At 70.1% G+C, this 25,289-nt stretch carries 26 protein-coding genes; 18 read left to right on the forward strand and 8 right to left on the reverse strand.

The window, feature by feature from the left end; genetic code table 11:
* Positions 1-40: 40 nt before the first annotated feature.
* The 12 genes from AC07DF_RS28815 (at position 41) to AC07DF_RS28870 (ending at position 13,560) form a co-directional block, all read left to right on the forward strand.
* Positions 41-469 carry a hypothetical protein gene (locus tag AC07DF_RS28815; protein ID WP_478977509.1) on the forward strand — a complete coding sequence of 143 codons (429 nt, stop codon included), beginning with the start codon at positions 41-43 and terminating at the stop codon, positions 467-469.
* A gap of 80 nt (positions 470-549) precedes the next feature.
* The gene (locus AC07DF_RS28820; RefSeq protein ID WP_478977512.1) at positions 550-1,431 is read left to right on the forward strand and encodes a TatD family hydrolase; all 882 of its coding nucleotides are present in this window, start codon (positions 550-552) and stop codon (positions 1,429-1,431) included.
* Positions 1,432-1,560: 129 nt separating this feature from the next.
* Complete coding sequence (locus AC07DF_RS28825; RefSeq protein ID WP_478977515.1) at positions 1,561-2,991, forward strand: ubiquitin-like domain-containing protein; 1,431 nt, start codon at positions 1,561-1,563, stop codon at positions 2,989-2,991.
* Positions 2,992-3,205: 214 nt separating this feature from the next.
* Positions 3,206-4,093: a 16S rRNA (adenine(1518)-N(6)/adenine(1519)-N(6))-dimethyltransferase RsmA gene (gene rsmA / locus AC07DF_RS28830; RefSeq protein ID WP_478977518.1), complete on the forward strand. Its 888-nt coding sequence runs from the start codon at positions 3,206-3,208 to the stop codon at positions 4,091-4,093.
* Positions 4,090-4,989, forward strand: a complete 900-nt coding sequence (locus AC07DF_RS28835; RefSeq protein ID WP_478977521.1) for a 4-(cytidine 5'-diphospho)-2-C-methyl-D-erythritol kinase — start codon at positions 4,090-4,092, stop codon at positions 4,987-4,989. The genes rsmA and AC07DF_RS28835 overlap by 4 nt, the downstream gene beginning before the upstream one ends.
* Before the next feature lie 65 nt (positions 4,990-5,054).
* Positions 5,055-5,756, forward strand: coding sequence for an ankyrin repeat domain-containing protein (locus tag AC07DF_RS28840; protein ID WP_478977524.1), 702 nt, complete (start codon positions 5,055-5,057; stop codon positions 5,754-5,756).
* 76 nt (positions 5,757-5,832) lie between these two features.
* Entirely contained in the window at positions 5,833-6,192 is a 360-nt protein-coding gene (locus tag AC07DF_RS28845; protein WP_478977527.1) for a HEAT repeat domain-containing protein, read from the forward strand.
* A 70-nt stretch (positions 6,193-6,262) separates the two neighbouring features.
* On the forward strand, positions 6,263-8,071 hold the full coding sequence (locus tag AC07DF_RS28850; RefSeq protein ID WP_478977531.1) for an ABC-F family ATP-binding cassette domain-containing protein: 1,809 nt from the start codon (positions 6,263-6,265) through the stop codon (positions 8,069-8,071).
* A gap of 192 nt (positions 8,072-8,263) precedes the next feature.
* Entirely contained in the window at positions 8,264-10,042 is a 1,779-nt protein-coding gene (locus AC07DF_RS28855) for an outer membrane protein assembly factor BamB family protein (RefSeq protein ID WP_478977534.1), read from the forward strand.
* Between the two features lie 64 nt (positions 10,043-10,106).
* Positions 10,107-11,909, forward strand: coding sequence for an outer membrane protein assembly factor BamB family protein (locus tag AC07DF_RS28860; RefSeq protein WP_478977537.1), 1,803 nt, complete (start codon positions 10,107-10,109; stop codon positions 11,907-11,909).
* A 237-nt stretch (positions 11,910-12,146) separates the two neighbouring features.
* Complete coding sequence (locus tag AC07DF_RS28865; RefSeq protein ID WP_478977540.1) at positions 12,147-12,839, forward strand: helix-turn-helix transcriptional regulator; 693 nt, start codon at positions 12,147-12,149, stop codon at positions 12,837-12,839.
* Between the two features lie 304 nt (positions 12,840-13,143).
* Complete coding sequence (locus AC07DF_RS28870) at positions 13,144-13,560, forward strand: hypothetical protein (RefSeq protein ID WP_478977543.1); 417 nt, start codon at positions 13,144-13,146, stop codon at positions 13,558-13,560.
* Between the two features lie 165 nt (positions 13,561-13,725).
* Here AC07DF_RS28870 and AC07DF_RS28875 read toward each other — a convergent pair whose 3' ends face one another.
* The gene (locus tag AC07DF_RS28875) at positions 13,726-14,040 is read right to left on the reverse strand and encodes a hypothetical protein (RefSeq protein ID WP_478977546.1); all 315 of its coding nucleotides are present in this window, start codon (positions 14,038-14,040) and stop codon (positions 13,726-13,728) included.
* Between the two features lie 33 nt (positions 14,041-14,073).
* Positions 14,074-15,753, reverse strand: coding sequence for a sodium:solute symporter family protein (locus AC07DF_RS28880; protein WP_478977549.1), 1,680 nt, complete (start codon positions 15,751-15,753; stop codon positions 14,074-14,076).
* Between the two features lie 164 nt (positions 15,754-15,917).
* Between AC07DF_RS28880 and galT the strand changes: the two genes are divergently transcribed.
* From galT to galK, 3 genes are read left to right on the forward strand one after another with little or no spacing between them, the layout of a single operon-like run.
* A complete protein-coding gene (gene galT / locus AC07DF_RS28885) occupies positions 15,918-16,979 on the forward strand; it encodes a galactose-1-phosphate uridylyltransferase (RefSeq protein ID WP_478977552.1) in 1,062 nt (353 codons plus the stop codon).
* Positions 16,976-17,938, forward strand: coding sequence for a UDP-glucose 4-epimerase GalE (gene galE, locus AC07DF_RS28890; RefSeq protein ID WP_478977555.1), 963 nt, complete (start codon positions 16,976-16,978; stop codon positions 17,936-17,938). The genes galT and galE overlap by 4 nt, the downstream gene beginning before the upstream one ends.
* 26 nt (positions 17,939-17,964) lie before the next feature.
* Positions 17,965-19,131 (forward strand): galactokinase, encoded by a 1,167-nt coding sequence (galK, locus tag AC07DF_RS28895; protein ID WP_478977558.1) that lies wholly within the window; start codon positions 17,965-17,967, stop codon positions 19,129-19,131.
* 59 nt (positions 19,132-19,190) lie between these two features.
* Here the strand turns inward: galK and AC07DF_RS28900 are convergent, their stop codons facing one another.
* Positions 19,191-20,267 (reverse strand): hypothetical protein, encoded by a 1,077-nt coding sequence (locus AC07DF_RS28900; protein ID WP_478977561.1) that lies wholly within the window; start codon positions 20,265-20,267, stop codon positions 19,191-19,193.
* On the reverse strand, positions 20,264-20,884 hold the full coding sequence (locus AC07DF_RS28905; protein ID WP_478977564.1) for a hypothetical protein: 621 nt from the start codon (positions 20,882-20,884) through the stop codon (positions 20,264-20,266). Before AC07DF_RS28905 ends, AC07DF_RS28900 begins: the two co-directional genes overlap by 4 nt.
* 346 nt (positions 20,885-21,230) lie before the next feature.
* On the opposite strand from AC07DF_RS28905, the gene AC07DF_RS28910 reads away from it, so the two are divergent.
* Positions 21,231-21,833, forward strand: coding sequence for a Uma2 family endonuclease (locus AC07DF_RS28910; RefSeq protein ID WP_478977949.1), 603 nt, complete (start codon positions 21,231-21,233; stop codon positions 21,831-21,833).
* Between the two features lie 9 nt (positions 21,834-21,842).
* Here AC07DF_RS28910 and AC07DF_RS28915 read toward each other — a convergent pair whose 3' ends face one another.
* Positions 21,843-22,301 (reverse strand): GNAT family N-acetyltransferase, encoded by a 459-nt coding sequence (locus AC07DF_RS28915; protein WP_478977567.1) that lies wholly within the window; start codon positions 22,299-22,301, stop codon positions 21,843-21,845.
* Positions 22,302-22,602: 301 nt separating this feature from the next.
* Between AC07DF_RS28915 and AC07DF_RS28920 the strand changes: the two genes are divergently transcribed.
* Entirely contained in the window at positions 22,603-23,370 is a 768-nt protein-coding gene (locus AC07DF_RS28920; RefSeq protein WP_469416858.1) for a LuxR C-terminal-related transcriptional regulator, read from the forward strand.
* On the opposite strand, the gene tamR is transcribed toward AC07DF_RS28920, so the two are convergent.
* Complete coding sequence (tamR, locus tag AC07DF_RS28925; RefSeq protein WP_030242768.1) at positions 23,329-23,826, reverse strand: MarR family transcriptional regulator TamR; 498 nt, start codon at positions 23,824-23,826, stop codon at positions 23,329-23,331. The genes AC07DF_RS28920 and tamR overlap by 42 nt on opposite strands.
* A gap of 127 nt (positions 23,827-23,953) precedes the next feature.
* Between tamR and AC07DF_RS28930 the strand changes: the two genes are divergently transcribed.
* Positions 23,954-24,772 (forward strand): trans-aconitate 2-methyltransferase, encoded by an 819-nt coding sequence (locus tag AC07DF_RS28930; RefSeq protein ID WP_478977572.1) that lies wholly within the window; start codon positions 23,954-23,956, stop codon positions 24,770-24,772.
* Between the two features lie 8 nt (positions 24,773-24,780).
* Here AC07DF_RS28930 and AC07DF_RS28935 read toward each other — a convergent pair whose 3' ends face one another.
* Both AC07DF_RS28935 and AC07DF_RS28940 read right to left on the reverse strand, forming a co-directional pair.
* Positions 24,781-25,029 carry a type II toxin-antitoxin system RelE family toxin gene (locus AC07DF_RS28935; RefSeq protein WP_478977575.1) on the reverse strand — a complete coding sequence of 83 codons (249 nt, stop codon included), beginning with the start codon at positions 25,027-25,029 and terminating at the stop codon, positions 24,781-24,783.
* Entirely contained in the window at positions 25,026-25,277 is a 252-nt protein-coding gene (locus AC07DF_RS28940) for a type II toxin-antitoxin system Phd/YefM family antitoxin (protein ID WP_382832214.1), read from the reverse strand. Before AC07DF_RS28940 ends, AC07DF_RS28935 begins: the two co-directional genes overlap by 4 nt.
* Positions 25,278-25,289: the final 12 nt, after the last annotated feature.

Consider the following 25,289-nt stretch of genomic DNA (forward strand, 5'->3'; position numbering starts at 1 on the left):
GACGGAATCGTCCTCACGCCACAGCGGAACAGGAGCTGGCATGAGTGAGATCGCAGGGCAGACCGGGCTCCGCGCCGGTGCGACCGCCGTCGTCAACGAGTCGTACTCCTTCGCCTGCATGCGCTGCGGGCACGGCTGGGAGCAGTCGTACGAGATAGAGCACCACACGGACGCCGCCGGGCACGAGTTCGTCCTCTACGTGGCGGACGGCAAGGTCGTGCCCTCACCCCTGTCCAAGCCCACGTGCCAGAACTGCGACGGCCACGTCGTACGGATCATGCGGCCCGGGCGGGTCGAGTCGGCGCGCAACGCCGCGCGCAGGCCTCACCGCGTGCCGCCGCCCGGCGGACCGGTGGAGGCACCGGCGTCGGACGCCGAGGACAGGGGAGCGGACGGGCGCGAGGAGCCCGGGCATCACCACTGGCATCTGTCCGATCTGCTCCACCCCTTCCAGCGCAAGGCGAGCTGACCCGTCCGGCTCACCTTGTTCGACGCCCTCCCCGGTCCTCCCCCATCGGGGAGGGCGTACCCCTTTCGTAGGATCGGGGCATGCCTTCGAACGACTCCGGCAAGCACGCCGCGCCCCCGCTCCCGGACCCCCTCCGGGTGCCGGTCGCCGACTCCCACACCCACCTGGACATGCAGTCCGGCACGGTCGAGGAGGCGCTGGCGAAGGCGGCCTCGGTCGGAGTGACGACGGTCGTGCAGGTCGGCTGCGACCTCAAGGGGTCGCGATGGGCGGCCGACACGGCAGCCGCGTACGACGCCGTCCACGCGACGGTCGCCCTGCATCCGAACGAGGCCCCACGCATCGTGCACGGCGACCCCGACGGCTGGTCCAGGCAGGGCGCGCGCGAACCGGGCGGCCAGACCGCCCTGGACGACGCGCTCGCCGAGATCGACCGGCTGGCCGGGCTCGAGCAGGTCAAGGGCGTCGGTGAGACGGGCCTCGACTACTTCCGCACCGGGCCCGAGGGCGAGGAAGCGCAGGAGAGGTCCTTCCGCGCCCACATCGAGATCGCCAAGCGGCACGGCAAGGCCCTGGTCATCCACGACCGCGAGGCCCACGCCGACGTCCTGCGCGTGCTGAAGGAGGAGGGCGCCCCCGAGCGGACCGTCTTCCACTGCTACTCCGGCGACGCCGAGATGGCGGAGATCTGCGCGAGCGCGGGCTACTTCATGTCCTTCGCCGGCAACGTCACCTTCAAGAACGCCCAGAACCTGAGGGACGCGGTGGCGGTGGCCCCGCCGGAGCTGCTGCTGGTGGAGACGGACGCCCCCTTCCTCACACCGGCGCCGTACCGCGGGCGGCCCAACGCCCCGTACCTGGTGCCGATCACGGTGCGGGCCATGGCCGAGGTGCGCGGCGTCGACGAGGACACGCTGGCCACGGCACTCGCGGCGAACACGGCACGCGCCTTCGGCTACTGACCCGCCCACCACCTCACCGCACGACTGTGCGTAGTCGCGTCGCTTTGGAGAGTGACGGCCGCTCCGCTAGGTTCTGGGGGCCCGATCCGGACCCCTCTGGACCCCCTCCGGCCCCTGGAGCGTGTCGGCGTGAGCAACTCGCAGTACGAGACGTACGAGACGTACGAGCGGTACGAGGCATATGGCCCGGCCCACGGGGAGCCGGTGCGTGGCGGCTTCGACGGTGCCTACGAGGACACCTACCGGCCCGCCTACGAGGTGCCGCCGCCCCTGCCCGGGCTGCCCCGGCAGGGCGCACCGGAGGACGATCAGGCCGATCCGGCACCGGCGCCCGTCCCGCGCCCCACGCGCGCGGAGTCGCGGGCCGAGTCACGTGCCGAAGCCCGCGCCGGTTCGCGCGCCGCGGCGCGCACCGGCTCACATCGCAGGTCCGCGCGCCGACGCAAGGCCCGCTACGCCGAGCGCCCGGACGGCTCCATGCGGCGGCTGCTCCCGCAGGCCCTGGTCGTCGCCTTCCTGGCGGGCGGCACCACGGCGTTCGTCGCCAAGGACAAGGCGATCGAGCTGAACGTCGACGGCAAGGCACGCACGCTGCACACCTTCGCCGACGACGTCACCGAGCTGCTCTCGGAGGAGGGTGTCGAGGTCGGCGCCCACGACGTGGTGGCCCCCGGCCCCGGCACGGAGATCGCCAGCGGCGACGAGGTCGCCGTGCACTACGCCCGTCCCGTGCGGCTCACCCTCGACGGGCACCGGCGCGAGGTGTGGACGACGGCACACACGGTGGCGGGGGCGCTCCGAGAGCTGGGGGTACGGCAGGAGGGCGCGTACCTGTCCACCTCGCGCTCCCGGCAGATCGGCCGTGAGGGGCTCGCCCTGGACGTGCGGACCGAGCGCACGGTCACGATCATGGCGGACGGCCGGGCCCGCACGATCCGCACCAACGCGGCGACCGTGCGGGAGGCCGTGGACGAGGCCGGGATCACCCTGCGCGGCCAGGACACCACGTCCGTCCCGCAGGGAAGTTTCCCGCGCGACGGGCAGACCGTCACGGTGCTGCGGATCACCGGCGGCAAGGAGGTCCGCGAGGAGCCGATCCCCTTCCAGGTGCGGCGGAGCGAGGACCCGACCCTGTTCCAGGGCACGGAGGTCGTGGAGCGCGCCGGCGAGGCCGGCCTGCGCCGGGTCACGTACTCCCTGCGCACCGTCAACGGCGTCAAGCAGAAACCGCGCCGGATCAGGTCCGAGGTGGTGCGCGAGCCGCGCCCGCAGGTGGTGAAGGTCGGCACGAAGCCGCGACCGACGTCCGTGCAGGGCGCCGACCACCTGAACTGGCAGGGCCTCGCCGCCTGCGAGTCCGGCGGCCGACCCGACGCGGTCGACTCCTCGGGCACCTACGGCGGCCTCTACCAGTTCGACACCCACACCTGGCAGTCCCTCGGCGGCAGCGGCCGCCCCCAGGACGCCCCGGCGGCGGAACAGACGTACCGCGCGAAGAAGCTGTACGTGCGACGGGGCGCGAGTCCGTGGCCGCATTGCGGGGGGCGGCTGCACGGGTGACGCCCTAGCTGCGGGCATGTGTGCCGCCCCCCCGCTGCGGGCATGCGTGCCGCTAGGGGCGGCACGGGTGGGCGGTGGGGGTCCCCCCGCTCGAGCGAAGCCGAGAGTGGGGGGAGGCACCCCGCAACGCCGGGCTGCGCACGAACCCGCCCTCAGCCCGTACGCCGAGCGACCAGGAAACCGGCCCCCGTCAGACCCCCCGTACCCTTGTCCCGTGACGAGCCCCACCCCCGACGCCCTCCTCGGCCCCGCCGACATCCGCGAACTCGCGACCGCCCTCGGCGTACGCCCCACCAAGCAACGCGGCCAGAACTTCGTGATCGACGCGAACACCGTCCGCCGTATCGTCCGCACCGCACAGGTCCACCCCGACGACGTGGTCGTCGAGGTCGGCCCGGGGCTCGGGTCCCTCACCCTCGCGCTGCTGGAGGCTGCCGACCGCGTCACCGCCGTCGAGATCGACGACGTGCTCGCCGCCGCGCTGCCCGCGACCATCACGGCCCGTATGCCCGAGCGCGCCGACCGGTTCGACCTGGTCCACTCCGACGCGATGCACGTCACGGAGCTTCCGGGCCCCGCCCCGACCGCGCTGGTCGCCAACCTGCCCTACAACGTGGCCGTCCCGGTGCTGCTGCACATGCTCGCCACCTTCCCGACCATCGACCGCACGCTCGTCATGGTCCAGTCGGAGGTCGCCGACCGCCTCGCCGCCGAACCCGGCTCGAAGGTGTACGGCGTGCCCTCCGTGAAGGCCAACTGGTACGCCGAGGTCAAGCGCGCGGGCGCCATCGGGCGGAACGTCTTCTGGCCCGCGCCCAACGTCGACAGCGGTCTGGTCTCCCTCGTCCGCCGGACCGAGCCGATCAAGACGACGGCCTCCAGGAAGGAGGTGTTCGCCGTCGTCGACGCGGCGTTCGCCCAGCGCCGCAAGACGCTGCGGGCCGCGCTCGCCGGCTGGGCCGGGTCCGCCGCCGCCGCCGAGGCGGCCCTCGTCGCCGCCGGGGTCTCCCCGCAGGCCCGGGGCGAGTCACTGACCGTGGAAGAGTTCGCGCGTATCGCCGAGCACAAGGCGAACCAGCACCAGGAGAAGGAGCCCGTGTGAGCGTCACGGTCCGCGTCCCCGCCAAGGTCAACGTCCAGCTGGCGGTGGGCCCCGCCCGGCCCGACGGCTTCCACGACCTGGCCAACGTCTTCCTCGCCGTCAGCCTCTACGACGAGGTCACCGTGACCCCGGCCGACGAGCTCCGCGTCACCTGCGAGGGCCCGGACGCCGACCTGGTCCCCCTGGACCGTACGAACCTGGCCGCCCGGGCGGCGATCGCGCTGGCCGAGCGGTACGGCCGCAGCCCCGACGTCCATGTCCACATCGCCAAGGACATCCCCGTCGCCGGCGGCATGGCCGGCGGCAGCGCGGACGGTGCCGCCGCCCTGGTGGCCTGCGACGCGCTGTGGGAGACCGGCGCCTCCCGTGACGAACTGCTCGCCATCTGCGCCGAGCTGGGCAGCGACGTGCCGTTCAGCCTGGTCGGCGGGGCGGCTCTCGGCATCGGGCGGGGCGAGCAGCTCACGCCCCTGGAGGTCGGCGGCGCCTTCCACTGGGTGTTCGCCATGGCCGAGCGGGGCCTGTCCACCCCGGCCGTGTTCCGCGAGTTCGACCGGCTCGGCGAGGGCACGGACATCCCCGAGCCCGTCGCCTCCCAGGAACTCCTCGCCGCCCTCGCCAAGGGCGACCCGGACGCCCTCGCCGCCGCCGTCTCCAACGACCTCCAGCCCGCCGCCCTGTCCCTCTACCCGGAACTCGCCGGCACCCTGGCCACCGGCCGCGCAGCGGGCGCCCTCGCCGCCCTGGTCTCTGGCTCCGGCCCGACCACGGCGTTCCTCGTCCGCGACCCGGAGTCGGCGGCCGCGGTGGCGCAGGCGCTGGTGTCCTCCGGCACCTGCCGGACCGTGCGGACGGCCTCGGGGCCGACGCCCGGGGCGATGGTCGCCGGACTTTAATCGCGTGCCCGGTCGCCGAGGGACGCTTAGGCTCCCCCGGTCGATCTTCAAAAGGGGGCACAGGCGTGCGCGAACTGGTCGCGGCCGTACGACGCGGAGACGCGGACGAGGTCCGGGCCCTGCTGGAGTCCGGCGCCGACCCCGACACCCTCGAGAACAGCCTCCCGGTCCTCTGTCTGGCCGTGGCGGCCTACGACGAACCCGTCGCCGAGGCACTGCTCCAGGGCGGCGCCGACCCCCTGCGCCGACTGCCCGACGGGAGTACGCCGCTGCTGCGGGCGGTGGACGGAGGCTCCGTGGGAATGACCTTGGAGCTGCTGCCCGAGCTGGTCGATCTGGCCTCCACCGACCGGGAAGAGCTGATGGAGCGGGCCCGCCACTGGACCCGGACCGGCGTGGAGGCCGAGCTGCGGAGCAGGACCGGCGCGACGGCACCGGCCGAGCGGACCCGTGTCGAGGACCGGCACTGGTTCTGCCACTACGACCAGGTCACACTCGGCGGCCTGACCGTCCGGGACGGACACGCGGGGGTCCTGTCGTACCTGGAGGCGGAGTTCAAGATCCGCACGCCGTTCGACGAGCTGCTCGCGCGGGCGCTCGTGCGGCCCGACCGCGGCGACGTCGTCTGGTCGGAATCCGTGTCCACCCTCTACCGGCGGCTGGACGAGGTGACCTGGCGGTGGAGCCGGGACGGGGGCGGGAACTCGTGCCCTGGGCCGAGCAGGAGGAGGGCCCGGAGGTGCTGGCGGTCCTCCTGCACGCGATGACCCACGACGACGCCCCGGAGATCGAGGCCGTCGGCCTGTCGCACCTCACCCATCCTGATCCGGCGGTGCGCGCCCGGTGCCGGACACTCTGGAGTTGTCCGAGGACGGCACGTCCCTGGTCCGTCCCGAAAGCCTCACCACGGTTCTCACCCTGGCCCGCGACGAGGACCCCGGCGTACGCGAGGCGGCGTGCCGGTGGCTGGCGTACCACCGGGGCGGCGAGCCCGAGGTGGGGGACACCCGCGTCGCGCTCACCCAGGACGAGCGGCAGTCGGTCCGCCTCTGCGCGAAGTCCGGCCTGGCCTGGCACGACGACCCGCGCTGTGTGGAGGCCGAGCACCGGATCGGCCCTGTCGGCGAGGAGCTGCGGGAGGACGAGAGGCTGCTGGACGTGTGGCGGTACCAGTGCCGCCAGGAGGCCGCCGCTCCCTCCTGAACACCCCGGCCGGAGCACCCCACCGCCCGACTACCCTGGAGGGTCGATCATCCCCCCTGTCAGGAGAGTAATGGCCGTCAACCTGGTCAATGTCGAGAACGTCAGCAAGGTGTACGGCACCCGCGCCCTGCTCGACGGCGTCTCCCTCGGCGTCTCCGAAGGGGACCGCATCGGCGTCGTCGGCCGCAACGGCGACGGCAAGACCACCCTGATCCGGATGCTCGCCAAGCAGGAGGAGGCCGACACCGGGCGCGTCACGCACTCCGGCGGGCTGCGCAGCGGCGTGCTCACCCAGCACGACTCGCTCGACCCCGAGGCAACCGTCCGCCACGAGGTCATCGGCGACATGGCCGACCACGAGTGGGCGGGCGACGCCAAGGTCAGGGACGTGCTGACCGGCCTGTTCGGCGGGCTCGACCTGCCGGGGTTCCCCGCGGGCCTGGACACCGTCATCGGGCCGCTGTCCGGCGGTGAGCGGCGCCGTATCGCCCTCGCCAAGCTGCTCATCGAGGAGCAGGACCTGCTCGTCCTCGACGAGCCCACCAACCACCTCGACGTGGAGGGCATCTCCTGGCTTGCCCGGCACCTCCAGGTCCGCCGCTCCGCCCTCGTGTGCGTCACCCACGACCGCTGGTTCCTCGACCAGGTCTGCACCCGCATGTGGGACGTCCAGCGCGGCGCCGTCTACGAGTACGAGGGCGGCTACTCCGACTACGTCTTCGCCCGGGCCGAGCGCGAGCGCATCGCCGCGACCGAGGAGGTCAAGCGGCAGAACCTCGTCCGCAAGGAGCTGGCCTGGCTGCGGCGCGGGGCGCCCGCCCGTACGTCCAAGCCGCGCTTCCGGGTCGAGGCCGCCAACGAGCTCATCAAGGACGTACCACCGCCCCGCGACAGCAGCGAGCTGATGAAGTTCGCGTCGTCGCGGCTCGGCAAGACCGTGTTCGATCTGGAGGACGTCACCGTCCAGGCCGGCCCCAAGGTCCTTCTCAAGCACGTCACCTGGCAGCTCGGGCCCGGCGACCGGATCGGTCTCGTCGGTGTCAACGGCGCAGGGAAGACCTCCCTGCTGCGGGCCATGGCCGAGGCGTCCAGGACCGACGGGGAGACGCAGCCCGTGGGCGGGCAGGTCAAGGTCGGCAAGACCGTCAAGCTCGCCTACCTGTCCCAGGAGGTCGCCGAACTCGACCCGAGCACACGGGTGCTGGAGGCCGTGCAGCAGGTGCGCGAGCGGGTCGACCTCGGCAAGGGACGCGAGATGACGGCCGGGCAGCTGTGCGAGACGTTCGGCTTCACCAAGGAGAAGCAGTGGACGCCGGTCGGCGACCTGTCCGGCGGTGAGCGCCGCAGGCTCCAGCTGCTGCGCCTGCTCATGGACGAGCCCAACGTCCTCTTCCTCGACGAGCCCACCAACGACCTCGACATCGAGACGCTGACCCAGCTCGAGGACGTGCTCGACGGCTGGCCCGGCTCGATGGTCGTCATCTCCCACGACCGGTTCTTCATCGAGCGCACCACCGACCGGGTGTTCGCCCTGCTCGGCGACGGCGCCCTGCGGATGCTGCCGCGCGGCATCGACGAGTACCTGGAGCGACGGCAGCGCATGGAGGAGGCGGCGGCCGCCTCGGCACCCCCCGCCGCGCAGCAGAGCGCCGCCCCGGAGAAGAGCGCCGCCGACCAGCGCGCCGTTAAGAAGGAACTCCAGAAGATCGAGCGGCAGCTCGACAAGGTCTCCGAGAAGGAGGCCAAGCTTCACCACAAAATCGCCGAAAACGCCACGGACTTCGCGAAGGTCGCGGAACTGGACGCCGAACTGCGCGAGTTGGCGGGGCAGCGCGAGGAACTGGAGCTGCGCTGGCTGGAACTCGCCGAGGACGCGTGAAGGGTGCGTGAAGGCGCATAACGACGGCATCACGGGCCGGTCCTCCCTTGGGAACAGGGGGCGATACGGCCCGGTCCGTTGTTGGAACGGGGTGATAGAAAGAGCCGTCTTAGAACTTTATGAAACGACTCTGAGCCGATCGCGTACCTCAGGGCGTGGCTAAAAATCAGTGATCGAACGGGGGAGCCGCTGATGACTCAGCCGCCCAGTCAGCCACCGCAGGGTGGCTTCGGAGCGCAGAACCAGCCGCCGCAGGGAGGTGGCTTCGGGGCACCGCAGACCCCGCCGCCGCCCCAGGGCCCGCCCCAGACGCCGCCGCCCCCGCAGGGCCCGCCGCAGATGCCGCCGCCTCCGCAGCCGGGGTACGGCTATCCGCAGCAGCCTCCGCAGCAGCCGGGCCCTTACGGCCAGCCCGGCCCGTACAACTCCGGCCCCTACGGCCAGCCGCAGCAGCCGGGTCCGTACGGCCAGCCCGGCTACGGCTACCCGCCCCAGCCGCAGTACCCCGGCGCACCTGGCACCCCGCCCGGGGGCGGCTCGGGCAACCCCTTCAAGGGCAAGCCCGCCCTGATCATCGGCGCCGCGGTCGCCGCGCTGCTCGTGGTCGGCGGCACGGTGTGGGCGGTCACCGGCGGCGACGGCGGCAAGGGCAAGAAGAAGCCGGTCGCCCAGCAGAGCGACGACTCCAAGGGCGGCGCCTCCGACCCGGTCAACCCGGGTGACGGCCGCGGCGACGGCGGCGAGGACCCGGAGAACCTCAACGAGGGCCGCCAGGCCGGCGAGTCCAAGGTCCTCTGGTACAAGGAGGCGCCCGACGCACCCAAGTCCGGCGCCGACGCCGCCGGCATGTGGATCACCGACAAGACCGCTGTAAAGGCCGCGTACAAGCAGCTCTTCGCCTACAACGTCGGCGACGGCAAGCCGGCCTGGGACACGATCACCTTCCCCCAGAAGATCTGCGCGACCACTCCGGAGAAGACGGCCGACGACAAGATCGTCGTCGCCTATATGAGCGGCAGCAGCGACCGCGCCAAGTGCAACCAGCTCCAGGAGATCGACCTCAGCACCGGCGAGAAGGGCTGGAAGGAAGAGGTCGCCGACGGCGCCCTGTTCGACTCCACGCTCTCCGTCGAACTGTCCGTCACCGGCAACACGCTGATGGTGGGCCGCTCCCAGTCCGGCACGGCGTACGACGTCACCAACGGCGACAAGCTCTTCGACAAGAAGCGCTACGGCGAGTCCTGCTTCCCCGCCGCGTTCGCGGGCGGCGAGAAGCTGATCGCCGTCTCCTCCTGCGGCGCCGGCGGCAACAACGAGCACGACGAGGTGCAGCAGCTCGACCCGCGCACCGGCAAGGTCCAGTGGACCCAGAAGTTCGACAAGGGCTGGCGGGTCGCGCGCGCCTACTCCGTGAGCCCGCTGGTCATCTACAGCACCAACGAGGACAAGAAGTCCTGGAACATCTCCACCTTCACCTCGGGCGGCAAGTTCCGCTCCCAGGTCGGCTTCGACGAGGACTTCGCCCCCGAGTGCGGCTGGGCCATCCTCGAGCGTGACCTCCAGGGCTGCCAGGGCGTCGCCGTCGACGACTCCACGCTCTACCTGCCGACCGAGGCGACCACCGGCGCCAACGAGATCGTCGCGGTCAACCTCGCCAACGGCAAGGAGAAGTGGCGGGTGAAGTCCCCGGCCGACGAGTCGATGCTGCCGATGAAGGTCGAGGGCGGCAAGCTCATCGCCTACGTCGAGCCCTCGTACGACGCGGGCGGCCAGATCGTGTCCATCCCGACCGGCGGCAGCGCCCACAAGCCGGTCAAGCTGCTGCAGAACCCGCAGGGCGCCGCGGACATCGAGAACGGCTTCTTCTCCAAGGACCTCGACTGGGCCGGCGGGCGCTTCTACATCTCGACCACGCGGCTGAGCGGAAACGACGACACGAAGGAGAAGTTGATGCTGGCCTACGGCAAGTGACTCCTCTCCCCGCTTCTCTCCCCTCTTCGTCGTCTTCCCTCCCCATCCCCGAGGTGCTCACGTCATGACCCAGCCGCCGCCCCCGCCACCCCAGCAGCCCCCCTCCGGTGGAGGCTTCGGGCCGCCCCAGGGCCAGCCCCCGCAGCCGGGGTACGGCTATCCGCAGGCTCCCCAGACGCCGCCCCAGCCGCCGCAGGCTCCGCAAGGACCGCCGCCGCCCGGCTACGGCTACCCCGGTCAGCCGCCGCAGGCGCCGTACGGACAGCCGGGGCAGCCGGGACAACCGGGGCAGCCGGGGCAGCCGGGGCAGCCGGGCTACGGTCAGCCCGGTTACGGCTATCCGCAGGGGACCATGCCGCTCCAGCCGCAGCCCGGATATCCGGGGCAGCCGGGGCAGCCGGGACAGCCGGGACAGCCCGGCGGCGGCAAGAAGTTCAACGCGCAGCTGGCGATCATCGTCGCCGCGGTCGTGGCGATCGCCCTGATCATCGGCGGCGGCGTCTGGTACTCCTCGTCCAAGGACGACGGCAAGAAGGACGACACCGCCAGCTCCGGCGGCACCACCGGCGGCACGGACGACGGCAACGGCGGCACCACCTCCGGCGGCAAGGAGAAGGCACCCTCCGACCCCGGCGCCAAGGTCCTCTTCCAGGTCCCGGCGCCCGAGGTGAAGAACGACAGCACGGTCGTCGTCTCCGGCTCCTGGCTCACCGACAAGACGTACGCCAAGAGCGGCATCGCCCAGATCGTCGGCTACGACCGCGACAAGGGCACCAAGCAGTGGACGATCCCGCTGGACGGCCCCGTCTGCCAGGCCAGCCGCCATGTCACCGAGGACAACAAGACGGCGATCCTCTACCAGCCCGCGATGCCGACCAAGGCCGACCCCTCGCACGGGTGCAGCCAGGTCGCCTTGATCGATCTCGACGCGGGTAAGGAGCTGTGGACGAAGACGGCCAAGACCGGTGACCAGCTGATCAGTTTCGACAACGTCACGATCAGCGGCAAGACCGTCGCCGTCGGCAGCAGCAGCGGCGGCGCCGCCTTCGACATCTCCGGCAAGCCGCTGTGGAGCCCAAAGCCGAGCGACTCCTGCTACGACGCCGGGTACGGCGGCGGCGAGAAGCTGGTCGCGGTGCGCAAGTGCGGCTCGTACGAGCAGCGGCAGCTGCACATTCAGACCATCGACCCGAAGTCGGGGAAGGTGATCTCGGAGTACAAGATGGCCGAGGGCATCGAGTACGCCAGCATCGTGTCGACCAACCCGCTCGTGGTGGCCGCCGACGTCGGCGACTCCGCGGGCGACGGCAGCGGCATCTCGGACTTCTTCTCCATCGACAACAAGACCGGCAAGCTGCGGACGCGCATCTCGGCTCCGGGCGAGCAGTTCGCGGCGCGCTGCGAGGGCATCACCCGCATCGAGTACTGCAACCAGCTGGCCGTCGGCGGCGACCGGCTGTACATCCCGACCGAGGAGCACGACGGCAAGGGCGAGTACAGCCAGACCAACGAGATCGTCGCCTTCGACCTCGCCACCGGCAAGCAGACCGGGCAGCGGGCCGACGCGGGTGACGGCTACACGATCTCGCCGCTGCGCATGGACGGCGGCAACCTGATCGCGTACAAGCGGCCGCCGTACGACAAGGGCGGTCAGATCGTGAGCATCGACGGGGGCAGCTTCAAGCAGACGAAGCTGCTGGAGAACCCCGCGACGGAGCAGGTGCGCGACGTGGAGACCAGCATGTCGCCGGACTACTCGGAGTTCCTGTACGCCGAGGGGCACCTGTACATGTCCAAGGTGTACGCGAGCAAGCGGCCCTCGTCGGGTGACAAGGAGTACCTGGCGGTCGGGTTCGGTACAGGCTGATCGTCCGATGATCATCTGGTGATCGACTGAGGTTGCCTTCGGTCCCGTCCCTGTTCAGGGGCGGGACCGTTCGCGTTTGGCTCAGTCAACCTCGAATGAGAGGAATTTCGGCGATCCGGGGCGATTCTCGCGGGTAGGGGAGCGCAACGTCGAACAAGCGTGTAGCTTCCGGGGGCATGAAGGCGGGGAGCCGGGGGGCTTCCATCTGGGGGACCGGGGTGACTGGGGGGTTACTCGATGGGAGTGCGGCTCATGGTGGTCGACGACCACCGTTTGCTGGCCGAGGCGCTGGCGTCCGCGCTGAAGCTGCGGGGGCACCGGGTGCTGGCCGCGGCGGCGCCGGCCGCGGGGGCGGCGGAGCTGGTGATCACACGGGCGCCGGAGGTGTGCCTGCTGGGCACGGCCACGCCGGCGGAGCCGGGCATCTTCGACCCGGTGGTGCGGATCAAGCGGGAGCGGCCGCAGGTGGCGGTGCTGGTGCTGGGTCCTGTGCCCAGTCCGCGGGGGATCGCGGCGGCGTTCGCGGCCGGGGCGGCCGGGTACGTCCGGCATGACGAGCGGATAGAGGGCGTCGAACGGGCGATCATGAAGGCCCGGGCGGGCGAGGCGGCGGTGGCGCCCCAGCTTCTGCAGGGCGCGTTCAGCGAGTTGCTCAACCCTGCGGCCCAACCGGACGACGAGGGCCAGCGGTTGCTCCAGATGCTCACACCGCGGGAGGTGGAGGTCCTGGTCCGCGTTGCCGACGGCGAGGACACCCGCCTGATCGCGGCAGGCATGGGCATCGCACCGTCGACGGCCCGCACGCACGTCCAGCGCGTCCTGATGAAACTGGGCGTGGGCTCCCGCCTGGAGGCGGCGGCCCTGGCGGCACGGACGGGGCTGCTGGACCGGGCGGGGCCGGTGTCGCGGGAGCCGGGGCCGGAGGCCTGAGACGGCTGTGCGCCGTACGTTGCGGTGCAGGTCGGTTTCTGGTCGATCTCAGCCCTGCGCGGCATTCGACCCAAGGTCACTTCCACGAGGTGCACACAGGAAACCCCTAGGTATGTCACGGGGCTAGTGACTGTCGGGCCGGTAAACCCCATGACTTCTTTCCTGCCACACCGCGCTCGTGCCGAAGAAATCCCCTGGTTGAACGGCATCGAAGGCATCAAGTTCGTGTTCAGGCCCGTGCCCGTAACAGGCTGAGAAAACCGGAGTCCGGGCATCTCGGTGGCCGGACGTCGAAAGGAGGGTCATGGGCTACAGCCCGTCGATCTATAAATTCGTCGACGGCGGTGACGTACCTGTTCCGCCGGACCTCGACGTGGTGCGGGCAGTTCTGGAGCCCCACGACGTCGGGGACCCGCGACTCACCGTGGCCGAGGACGGCAGCCTGCGGTTCTGGATCCGGGCATCCGACGGCAGCGAAGCCGAGATCTCGGCCGACGAAACCGGCCTTCTGGTGGAGCGCCCTCACGCAGGGGGCGTCTTCGCCATCGTTGCCGAGCTGGTTTCCCGGCTGGGGGCGGTCGTCATCGATCCGACTACCGGCCGCATCGTGTGCCGCGAGGAGGAGCGCAGTCAGCTCCCTGCGGGCATGCAGGACGATGCCGTCATCATTGAGATGACGGGCGAGGCGCTCTCGACCGCGCTCTTGGGAGCGGCTTCCTGACGTCTCGGTGACGTTCCTCGTGCCCGTGGACTGGCCCGCCGACCCGCCCCTGCCGGCCATGTGCTGGCGGGGGCGGATCGCACTCAGCCGCCGCCCCCGGCTCTCACACGGCCTGGCCTCTGGGCCGGCGTTCACATCGGTGCATCCAGCACCGACGTCCCGCCGTCACCCCCTCAGTTCGTCCTCCGGTTCACCCCCGGGCGGCGCCGGAGCCGCAGGCCTCAGCTTCAGCCACGCCAGGAAGAACAGACCGAGCAGCAACATGCCGAGACCGGTCCACAGGTTGATGTTGACCCCCTCCGCCTTGTCGATGTCGGCGTCGGACGCCGTGAACCCCGCGATCGTCACGATCACGCCGTACACCACGAACAGCCCACCGATGATGCGCCGGATGTCGAACAGCCGCGCGGCCGTCGCCGACTTGCTCTGCAGCTCGGTGACTTCCCGCTGCACGTCCTTGTCGGAGTAGAACTCGGACATACGTCAATCCTCCCTCGGTCGGAACGGGAACGGTCAGAACGAGAACGGGATGTAGCAGGCCGCGGCCAGCACGACCGCGCCCCACCCGAGCAGCGCCGGCTTGCGATACCAGGCCTCGTCCCCCGGCGCCGGCGGCTCCGCCATGCCCGGTGAGGTCGTGCCGTAGACCAGCCCCTGGAGTTCTTCGGCCGGCTTGGGCGCGGTGAAGAGCGACACCGCCACCATGACGACAGCGCCCGCGACGAACCCCGCGATCGCCGAGACGAAGTTGGCGCCCTGGTCGGAGGGGATGTCGACGATGTCCCGCTTGTAGAGGACGAAGTAGTTGATCATCGCGGCGGTGGTGCCCACCAGCAGCCCCCAGAAGCCCGACTTCATCGACGCCCGCTTCCAGAACATGCCGATGATGAAGACGACGAACATCGGCACGTTGAAGAAGGAGAACAGCGTCTGGAGGTAGGCCATGATGTTCGAGAAGGACCGCGCCAGGAACGCCGTGCCGATGGAGGCCAGGACGCCGATCGCGGTGATGAGGCGGCCGAAGCGTACGTAGTACTCGTCCTCGCGGCCCCGCACGACGTACTTCGCCCAGATGTCCGTCGTGAACACCGTGTTGAACGACGACACGTTCGCCGCCATGCCCGCCATGAACGCCGCGAGGAGGCCGGTGACGGCGATGCCCAGCACCCCGTTCGGCAGCAGCTGCGCCATGAGGTACGGGATCGCGTCGTTGTACTGGAGGTCCGAGCCGGAGGTACCGATCTTGGGGACCAGGACGGCGGCCACCAGCCCCGGGATCATCACCAGGAACACGATGAAGATCTTCGGGAACGCGGCGATGAGCGGGGTGCGCTGGGCCGCCGAGAGGTTCTTGGCGGACAGGGCGCGCTGCACCTCGGCGAAGTTCGTCGTCCAGTAGCCGAAGGAGAGGACGAAGCCGAGGCCGAGGACGATCGTCAGCCAGTTCGCCCCCAGCGGGTTGTCGCTGCCGATGCCCGTACCGCCCCAGGACGTCATGAAGTCGGCGCCGCGGGACTCGGTCAGGGAGTCGGACAGGCCGTCCCAGCCGCCCACCTTCTTCAGGCCGAGGACCGCGATCGGGATGAGCGCGGCGAGGATGACGAAGAACTGCAGGACCTCGTTGTAGATCGCCGAGGACAGGCCGCCGAGGGTGATGTAGGCGAGGACGAAGAAGCCGGCCACGACGATCGCCACCCACTCCGGCCAGCCCAGCAGCGCCTCGACGACGATGGCCAGGGCGTAGAGGTTGACGCCGGCGATGAGGATCGCGGCGAAGGCGAACAGGATCGAGCTCAGCAGATGCGCCGGCCTGTCGAAGCGCAGGAGCAGGAACTCGGGGACCGAGCGGACCTTGGAGCCGTAGTAGAAGGGCATCATCACCAGGCCCAGGAAGACCATGGCCGGGATGGCCCCGATCCAGTACCAGTGCGTCGTGTAGACGCCGTACTGCGCGCTGTTGGCGGCCATGCCCAGGATCTCGGTGGCGCCGAGGTTGGCGGCGATGAAGGCCAGACCGGTGACCCAGGCGGGCAGGGAACGGCCGGAGAGGAAGAAGTCGAGACTCGTCTTCACCGAACGGCGGGCGGCGAAGCCGATGCCGAGGACGACGACGAAGTAGATGCCGAGGAGCGTGTAGTCGAGCCAGTTCGTGGGGAGTCGCAGCTCGGCCGACAGATATGTGGGGGTCTGCATGAGCCCTCGCTTCGTTGCGCGAACCGATACGCCGCGGAATCTACGCCTCCGTGTTCAGTTATTGAACACTCCCGTTGATGCTCTTTGTTGGATTGTGATGTTGACGCTTGAGGGGACTCATGTTTTGATATGTTTGGTTATGTTTGAAGGATGAGGAGTCCGGCGTGAAGAAGACCTCGACCCGGCTGGCCGACGGTCGCGAGCTCATCTACTACGACCTGCGCGACGACAGCGTGCGCGGCGCGGTCGACCGCCGCCCGCTGGACCGCACCGTCACGACGTCCGAGATCCGCCGCGACCCCCTGCTCGGCGACTCCGTCGCCATCGCCTCGCACCGCCAGGGCCGCACCTACCACCCCCCGGCCGACGAGTGCCCCCTGTGCCCCTCCGAGGGCGACCGGCTGAGCGAGATCCCGGACTCGTCGTACGACGTCGTCGTGTTCGAGAACCGCTTCCCCTCGCTGGCCGGTGACTCGGGCCGCTGCGAGGTCGTCTGCTTCACCTCCGACCACGACGTCTCCTTCGCCGGCCTCACCGAGGAGCAGGCGGGCCTGGTACTGGAGGCGTGGACGGACCGCACCTCGGAGCTGTCGCATCTCCCCTCCGTCGAACAGGTCTTCTGCTTCGAGAACCGCGGTGCCGAGATCGGTGTGACCCTCCAGCACCCGCACGGGCAGATCTACGCCTACCCCTTCACCACCCCGCGCACCGCCCTGATGCTCCGCTCCGTCGCGACCCACAAGGAGATGACAGGCGGGGAGAACCTCTTCGACGCCGTCCTGGAGCGTGAACTCGCCGACGAGCGAGTCATCCTGGAGGGTGAACACTGGGTGGCATTCGTGCCATACGCGGCGCACTGGCCCTACGAGGTCCACCTCTACCCCAAGCGCCGTGTGCCCGACCTGCTCGGCCTGGACGAAGCCGCGCGCACAGAGTTTCCCAAGGTCTATCTGGAACTCTTGAGGCGCTTCGACCGGATCTTCGGTGAGGGCGAGCCTCCGACGCCGTACATCGCGGCCTGGCACCAGGCACCTTTCGGCGCGCTGGAGGAGTTCGACGGGGTCGTGCGTGAGGACTTCGCGCTTCACCTCGAGCTTTTCACCATCCGCCGCACTTCCGGCAAGCTGAAGTTCCTCGCGGGTTCCGAGTCCGGCATGAACGTGTTCATCAACGACGTGCCGCCGGAGCGCGCGGCCGAGCGACTGCGAGAGGTAGCGAGTTCATGAGCGGGAAGTACCTGGTGACAGGCGGTGCGGGCTATGTCGGCAGCGTCGTCGCCCAGCACCTGCTGGAGGCGGGCCACGAGGTCGTCGTCCTGGACAACCTCTCCACGGGCTTCCGTGAGGGCGTCCCGGCGGGCGTCAATTTCATCGAGGGCGACATCCGCGATGCCGCCAAATGGCTGGACTCCTCGTACGACGGCGTTCTGCACTTCGCCGCGTTCTCGCAGGTCGGCGAGTCGGTCGTGAAGCCGGAGAAGTACTGGGACAACAACGTCGGCGGCACCATGGCGCTGCTGGCCGCGATGCGCGAGGCGGGCGTGGCCAGGCTCGTCTTCTCCTCCACGGCCGCGACGTACGGCGAGCCGGAGCAGGTCCCGATCGTCGAGTCGGCACCCACGTCCCCGACCAACCCGTACGGCGCCACGAAGCTCGCGGTCGACCACATGATCACCGGCGAGGCGGCGGCGCACGGCCTGGGCGCGGTCTCGCTGCGCTACTTCAACGTCGCGGGCGCCTACGGCGAGCACGGCGAGCGCCACGACCCCGAGTCCCACCTGATCCCGCTGGTCCTCCAGGTCGCGCAGGGCAGGCGTGAGGCGATCTCCGTCTTCGGCGACGACTACCCGACGCCGGACGGCACCTGCGTCCGCGACTACATCCATGTGGCGGACCTGGCCGAAGCCCACCTGCTGGCCCTGAAGGCGGCCACCCCCGGCGAGCACCTCATCTGCAACCTCGGCAACGGCAACGGCTTCTCGGTCCGCGAGGTCATCGAGACGGTCCGCAGCGTGACCGGCCACCCGATCCCGGAAGTGGTCGCGCCCCGCCGGGGCGGCGACCCGGCGGTCCTGGTGGCCTCGGCCGCCACGGCCCGCGAGAAGCTGGGCTGGAACCCGTCCCGCGCGGATCTCGCGGGAATCGTCGCGGACGCGTGGGACTTCGCGCAGCGGCGCGGCAACTAGTACGTACGAAGGGTCAGGGAACAGGCATGAGCGAGGCTGTGGCGGAGACGGTCGCCGCACGGTTCGGCGAGCTGTACGGCGCTGAACCGCACGGGGTATGGGCGGCACCGGGCCGCGTCAACCTCATCGGCGAGCACACCGACTACAACGACGGCTTCGTCATGCCGTTCGCCCTGCCGCACACGGCGGTGGCGGCGGTGTCACGCCGCGAGGACGGCGTCCTGCGCCTGCACTCGGCGGACGTCGAGGGCGGGGTTGCCGAACTCCGTCTGGACGACCTGTCTCCGGAGTCGGACAAGAACTGGACGGCGTACCCGGCGGGTGTGGTCTGGGCCCTGCGCGAGGCAGGCCACGCGGTGACGGGCGCGGATATCCACCTGTCCTCCACGGTCCCCTCGGGCGCGGGCCTCTCCTCCTCGGCGGCCCTGGAGGTGGTGGTGGCACTGGCCCTGAACGACCTGTTCTCGCTCGGCCTGCGCGGCTGGCAGCTGGCCCGCCTGTGCCAGCGCGCGGAGAACGTCTACGTCGGGGCCCCGGTCGGCATCATGGACCAGACGGCGTCGGCGTGCTGCGAGGCGGGCCACGCGCTCTTCCTCGACACCCGCGACCTCTCCCAGAAGCAGATCCCCTTCGACCTGGCGGCCGAGGGCATGCGCCTCCTCGTGGTCGACACGCAGGTCAAGCACTCCCACAGCGAGGGCGAGTACGGCAAGCGCCGCGCGGGCTGTGAGAAGGGCGCGGCCCTGCTGGGCGTCAACGCGCTCCGGGACGTCCCCTACGGCGAACTGGACGCGGCGCTGTCCCGTCTGGGCGACGAGGAGGAGGTCCGCCGCCTGGTTCGCCACATCGTCACGGAGAACGAGCGCGTCGAACGGGTGGTGTCCCTGCTGGAATCGGGCGACGACACCCGGGCGATCGGCCCGATCCTCGTCGAGGGCCACGCCTCCCTCCGCGACGACTTCCGCATCTCCTGCCCCGAACTCGACCTGGTCGTCGACACGGCCCTCACCTCCGGCGCCCTGGGCGCCCGCATGACCGGCGGCGGCTTCGGCGGCTCGGCGATCGTCCTCGCGGAGGAGACGGACGTCGACGCCATCACCAAGGCGGTGACAGAGGCCTTCGCGGCGGCGGGCTTCACGGCACCGCGGGTGTTCGAGGCGGTCCCGTCGGCGGGTGCGCGGCGGGTGCGCTGACAGTAAGGCCCAGAGCCGGGCGCCCTCACCAGGAGGGCGCCCGATCTTCTCGCATGGCTTCAGCGGTTGACGGACTGGATCTCCCGCACCGTCATCGCCTGGGTCGTCTCGAAGGTCCCGTCCGGCAGATCGCCCCGCGTGCCGCCGGAGCCCTCCCAGGAGATCTGCCACGTCACCGACGCCTTGAGCTCGTACGGCGTGCCGTTCGTGGCCCGCAGATACCGGATGCCACACGGCGGAGTCCGGCTCGCATCGCCCTTGGCGTACGGCGTGCCGATGGAGCCGTCGTCGTTGATCGCGCAGTCGCCGGAGGCCGGGTAGGTCTCGGCGTCCTCGGTGCCGGGACTCAGGTGCAGGGCGACCGGCTTGGCCGTGGTCTCCGCCCAGACACCGGCGTCGGGCAGCTCGGCGCGGACTCTGACCTCCTTGAAGGCTGCCTTGTCGAGCCACACCCAGGTCGGCAGGTTCACGGTCGACCTGGCCGCGGGCTTCAACTCGACCTCGGTCTGCGGGACGTTGACCTTGTCGTACGCGTAGCCGGCGAGGACGTCCGGGGTGGGAGCGTGGTCGTCGTCAGGGAGAGTGTTGGCGTTCTGCCAGAACAGGTTCCGCTCACATGCGGCGGACTCGGGGTCGTCTTCCCGGTTCTTGTTGATCACCCCGCGCCAGAAATTGCCCTTCTTGCCCAGGTTGTAGTTCTTGTAGCTGTACCCGCTGTCGGTGTTGTCCTGTCCCTTCTCGTAGTGGTCCACCATCAATTCCTCCCCCCAACTGAGCGTGGGGGTGACCGGCACCAGATTCTCGTTGGGGTTCTTCTTCAGACGGTCCACGGCGCTCTTGAGCTGCTGGGACGTCGCCACAGGCTCGTACCAGCACGCCGGGGGCTCCCAGTTGGGGTCAACCGGGGCGAGCGACTTGGTGGGGCCGTCCGAGGTACCGCCGCTGACCTGCTTTACCTTGATACCTGTGGTGGTAGCCGAAGCTGTCAGCGTGGTGCCGGATGCATCGCCGGATGCGTCCCCCGAGGATGGCGGCTCGATCTCCTCATCGCCGAGGGTGTACGCCGCTGTGGAGGACAAGACCACTGCGCAGAGTGAGATGGCGATCAATACACCCGACCTCGCAGCCGGCCTCATCGGCTGCAGCCCCCCGCCACCACGGTCACGGACGTCGTCTTCCACACGCCCTGCGCGGATTTGTCCAGCCGGGTTCGATACTGAAGTACAGATTCGGGCTTGTCCGGAGTCTTGACGACCTTTTCGGTCTTGCGGTTCTTCGTGGACGCCTGGCGCTCGTCGACGCAGTAGAAGAGGACGCCGGAGCCGGTGTCGCTGATGAGAGCCTTGGCGTTGAAGGCAGTGACCCTGCCGATGATGTCGTTGTCGCCTTCGACGAACTGCTTGATCCACTTGCGAGCAGATACCTGGGTGGCTTCCGAGCTGTAGAAGGTCACCGCCTCGGAGTCCAGATCCGCGTTGATGACTGCGGCGTACTTCGCCCGGAGTTGCTCGCGGCCGTCGTTCAGGATCGCCTGAAGCTTCGGATCGCTGTTGGTCCAGTTCTCGAAGTCCGCCTGGAAGTCCTTGGACAGCGTGATCTCCGGCCGCTTGACACCGCCCTGCGAAGGCGAGGCGGAGGGGCTGGCCGATGTGTTCCCGTTTCCGCTGCCCGCGCCCTTGATCGGGTCGGAGGACGAGGCGCCCCCTCCCGACCCGCATGCGGTCATCAACACGGTCATGGATGCGGTGAGCACGGCTGCTGCGAGCCGGGCGGGGCGATTCACGTTGGACTCCCGTTGAGGTGAAGTTAGCTCAAGCGAACCAACGTTATCCGAGCTCCCCTGCTCCTTTGTCCCGCGGCCTTTGCGCACCGGGTCAGGGCCGACACTGCCGCGAGCCCCGGTCCTCGGTGAACGATGGCGCCTTTCGCGTTAGCTCGAACGAACCAACGCTGTCGGTGGCCTGAACGGTTGAACCGTCGAGGACCGGAGATAGCCTCCGTGCCGCACTGGACCCTTGATCACTCTTTGTGATGACGTCCGCCGAATCCGGCAGCTACGGTGAGGAAGCAGGCCGAAAATCCCGCCCATGGGAGGAATCATGACCGCCGAGCCGACTGCCGACCCCGGCTGCCGCTGGCCGGTGCCGCCCCGGGACGGATACACCGTGGACGACCTGTTCACGTTGCCCGACCTCCCGCCGCACACCGAGCTGATCGACGGGAGCCTGGTTTTCGTGAGTCCGCAGCGGGATTTTCACAGCACCATGATCGACCTGCTGGTGGCCGGCCTGCGCCGCACGGCACCCAAGGGCGTGAAGGTTCGTCGAGAAATGACCGTTGTGCTGGACCGGCGCAACGGGCCCGAGCCCGACATCAGCGTCGTGCGCTCCGACGCCGTCACAGGCAGGGAGCAGACCCGCTTCAAGGCCTCCGACGTCCTGCTCGCAGTCGAGGTCGTCTCCCCGGACTCCGAAGCCCGCGACCGTGACACCAAGCCGCACAAGTACGCGGCCGCCGGTATCCCGCACTTCTGGCTCGTCGAGACGAGCGGTGCCAAGCAGCAACCTGTCGTGCGCAGTTACGAGCTCGATCCGGTGTCGAAGGTGTACGCGCTCACTGGAACCCATCGCGACCTGCTCAAGCTCGGTGTGCCGTTCGACATGGACATCGACATCACCTCGGACGCGCTGGACGAACTCTGAGTCCGCCGCTCAGCCCAGGCTCTTCGTCAGCGTGTACTCCGTGATCCCCGGCGGATAGTCCGGGACCACGCACACCACCTCGTACCCCTGCTTCTCGTAGAACCGCGGGGCCTGGAAGTCCCATGTCTCCAGGCGGGAGGAGCGGCAGCCGCGGTCGTCGGACGCGATGCGTTCCGACTCGTGGAGCAGGGCGGTGCCGAGGCCCTTGCCGCGGTGGCGTTCGTCGACCCAGAGGTAGGTGACGTGGAGCCAGGTCGCCCAGGTGTAGCCGACGAGGCCGCCGGCCAGTTCGCCGTCCGCGTCGTTCACAGCCCACACGTGCAACGGGACGTCCCTTTCGTCCGGGGTTCCGCGCAGGGCTCGCAGGATCGGAGAGGCGGTTGTGTTCGCTTCCCGCAGGCGTGTGCGGAGCAGATCACGTCGGGCCTTGTCGACTTCTGTCTCAAGACGGAACATGCGGCACACCATAAACGCGCTGGACAGTCAGTTCTGCAAATAACCTTCCGCTCCCGGCCCCCGGCCGTACCCTGATGAACAGCACCGGTGGGGGCCGGTGCCGATCAGGGGGCGAGACAGCCGGGTACGACGCCCGGAGTGGGGGTACCGGTTTCTGCACGGCGGCGGCCGTGCGGCTGCGGCAACCCGGTCAGACCGCTGCGAGACGGACGGACAGACGCAGCGGCCGGGCACTCCGGCGTCGTACCCGTGCAGGTTCGTGTTCCGACGATGGGGAATCCCCTGCTCTCAGGAGCCTGGGGAAGGGGGTTACGTGGTTCGCATCCGAGTCCTGGTCGTCGACGACCATCGCATCTTCGCCGAGTCACTCGCCGCGGCCCTGGCCGCCGAGCCCGACGTCGACGTCTCCGCGGCCGGCAGCGGTCCCGCCGCGCTGCGCAGCCTGGAGCGGGCGGTCGCCGAGGGGCGGCGCTTCGACGTGCTGCTCGTGGACGCCGACCTGGGCGGCATGGTGCCCGGCATACGGCCGGCCGTACCGGTGCAGGAAAGCAACGAGGACGGCCTCGTCGACGGGATCTCCCTCGTCACGGGCGTGCGGTCCGCGCAGCCGAACGTACGGATCGTCGTGCTCGCCGAGAAGGACGACCCCCGGCGGGCGGCGCTCGCCCTGCAGGCCGGGGCCTCCGGGTGGGTCGCCAAGGACTGTTCGCTGTCCCGGCTGCTGACCGTCATCCGCGGGGTGCTGCGCGACGAGACCCATCTGCCGCCCGCCCTGCTGACCGGCGTACTACGGGAGCTCACCGCCGCGCGCAAGCACCGCACCGAGAGCGAGCGGCTGGTCGAGTCGCTGACGCCGCGGGAGCGGGAAGTGCTGCGGTGCATGGTGGCGGGGCTGGGCAGGAAGGCCGTCGCCGAGCGGCTGTATCTGTCGCCGCACACCGTGCGGACCCATATGCAGAACGTGCTGGGCAAGCTGGGCGTGCATTCCACGCTCGCCGCCGTCGCCCTGGCCCGGCGGGCCGGGGTCGGGCCCGTCGACCTAGCCGGGGATGTTGTCGAACGGGGCGGTCAGCTGGCGTAGCAGCCCCGCCAGTTCGCCGCGCTGGGCCCGGGAGAGCTCCGCGAGGATCGCGCGCTCCTGGTCCAGCAGTCCCGCCAGGGCCTGGTCCGCGCGGTCCCTGCCCTCGTCCGTCAGCCGGACCAGGACGCCTCGGCGGTCGCTGGGGTCGGGGAGGCGTTCCACCAGGCCCTTCTTCGCCAGGCGGTCGATGCGGTTCGTCATCGTGCCCGACGTGACCAGGGTCTGGGTGAGGAGCTGCCCCGGAGAGAGCTGATATGGCGTGCCCGCGCGGCGCAGGGCCGTCAGGACGTCGAACTCCCACGGCTCCAGACCGTGCTCCGAGAAGGCCAGCCGGCGCGCCCGGTCCAGATGCCGGGCCAGTCTGCTCACACGGCTGAGCACCTCGAGCGGTTCCACGTCGAGGTCCGGGCGCTCCCGGCGCCACGCTGCGACCAGCCGATCGACCTCGTCCTCCATGACGATCAGTGTAGTGGTTGTGTCGACGTAGAGTCTCTTGACATCCATTTTCTTGACGTCGAGATACCTGCGATGTCACCTTGGGTGTGCGCCCCGACGGCCACCACCGGGACACCTGGAGGACTCCATGCCCGCAGCCGCCCCTACTTGGGACCCCGCCCAGTACCTCCGCCACGCCGGCCACCGCGCCCGCCCCTTCGCCGACCTCCTCGCCCGCGTCCCCGAGCCGCCCGGCGGCGCACCCCGCATCGCCGACCTCGGCTGCGGCCCCGGCAACGTCACCACGCTGCTCGCCGATCGCTGGCCCACCGCCCGGATCACCGGCTACGACAACTCGCCCGAGATGCTCGACGCGGCCCACGTCGATCACCAGGGCCCCACCGAGGGCGGCGGGCGCCTCGACTTCGCCCTCGCCGACGTGCGCACCTGGGCGCCGGCCGAGCCGTACGACCTGATCGTCAGCAACGCCACGCTGCAGTGGGTGCCGGGGCATGTCGAGCGGTTCGCCGACTGGGTGGCCGGGCTGAAGCCGTCCGGCACCTTCGCCTTCCAGGTGCCCGGGAACTTCGACGCCCCCAGCCACCGGCTCATGCGCGAACTCGCCGATTCCCCGCGCTGGCGCGACCGGCTCGCCGGCACCTTGCGCCACGCCGACGCCGTCCTCGCACCCGAGGCCTACCTGGAGCACCTCACCGCCCTCGGCTGCACCGCCGACGTGTGGGAGACGACGTACATCCATCTGCTCCACGGCGAGGACCCGGTGCTGGACTGGGTGAAGGGGACCGGCCTGCGACCCGTGCTGACCGCCCTCGCCGGCGACCCCGGGGCGCGGGAGAACTTCGTCGCCGAGTACCGGGCGGCTTTGCGCGAGGCGTATCCGGCCGGAGCGAAGGGCACCCCGTTTCCGTTCCGCCGGGTTTTCGCGGTGGCCCGGAAACGGGGGTGAGGGGTGGTTCAGGTGGTGCGGCCGAGGTGGGTGATGAGGATGTGGATCACCTCGTCGTCGATGGCGTAGAGGACGCGGTAGTCGCCGACGCGGAGTCGGCGGAAGTCCCAGCCATACGGGGTGGAGGCAGCGGGGCGGGGTGTTTCGGCGAGGGCGTCGACGGCCTCGTAGACGGCGGCAAGGCCGGTCGGATCGTCCTTGGGGAAGCGCACGGCCGCGTTCGTGGCGTTCGGCTCCCAGATGATGCGGTAGGTCACGGACGCAGCCCCAGCATGCGCCCCACCTCTTCGTGCGGGATGCCCTCGCCCAGCGTGCCCTCCGCCTTGCGCCGCTGATAGTCCGCGACCGCGAGGGCGTCCTCGAGATCCTCTATCACCTGGGGAGACACGAGCAGCGCGGCCACATGGCCGTGGTCGGTGATGGCGATGGTCTCGCGGCTGTGGGCCGCGCGCCGGACCAGGTCGCCGAGCTGGGAACGGGCGGAGCTGATCGTGATCTCAGTCATGGCTACATGATG

It is taken from the genome of Streptomyces sp. NPDC044719, assembly GCF_056433405.1.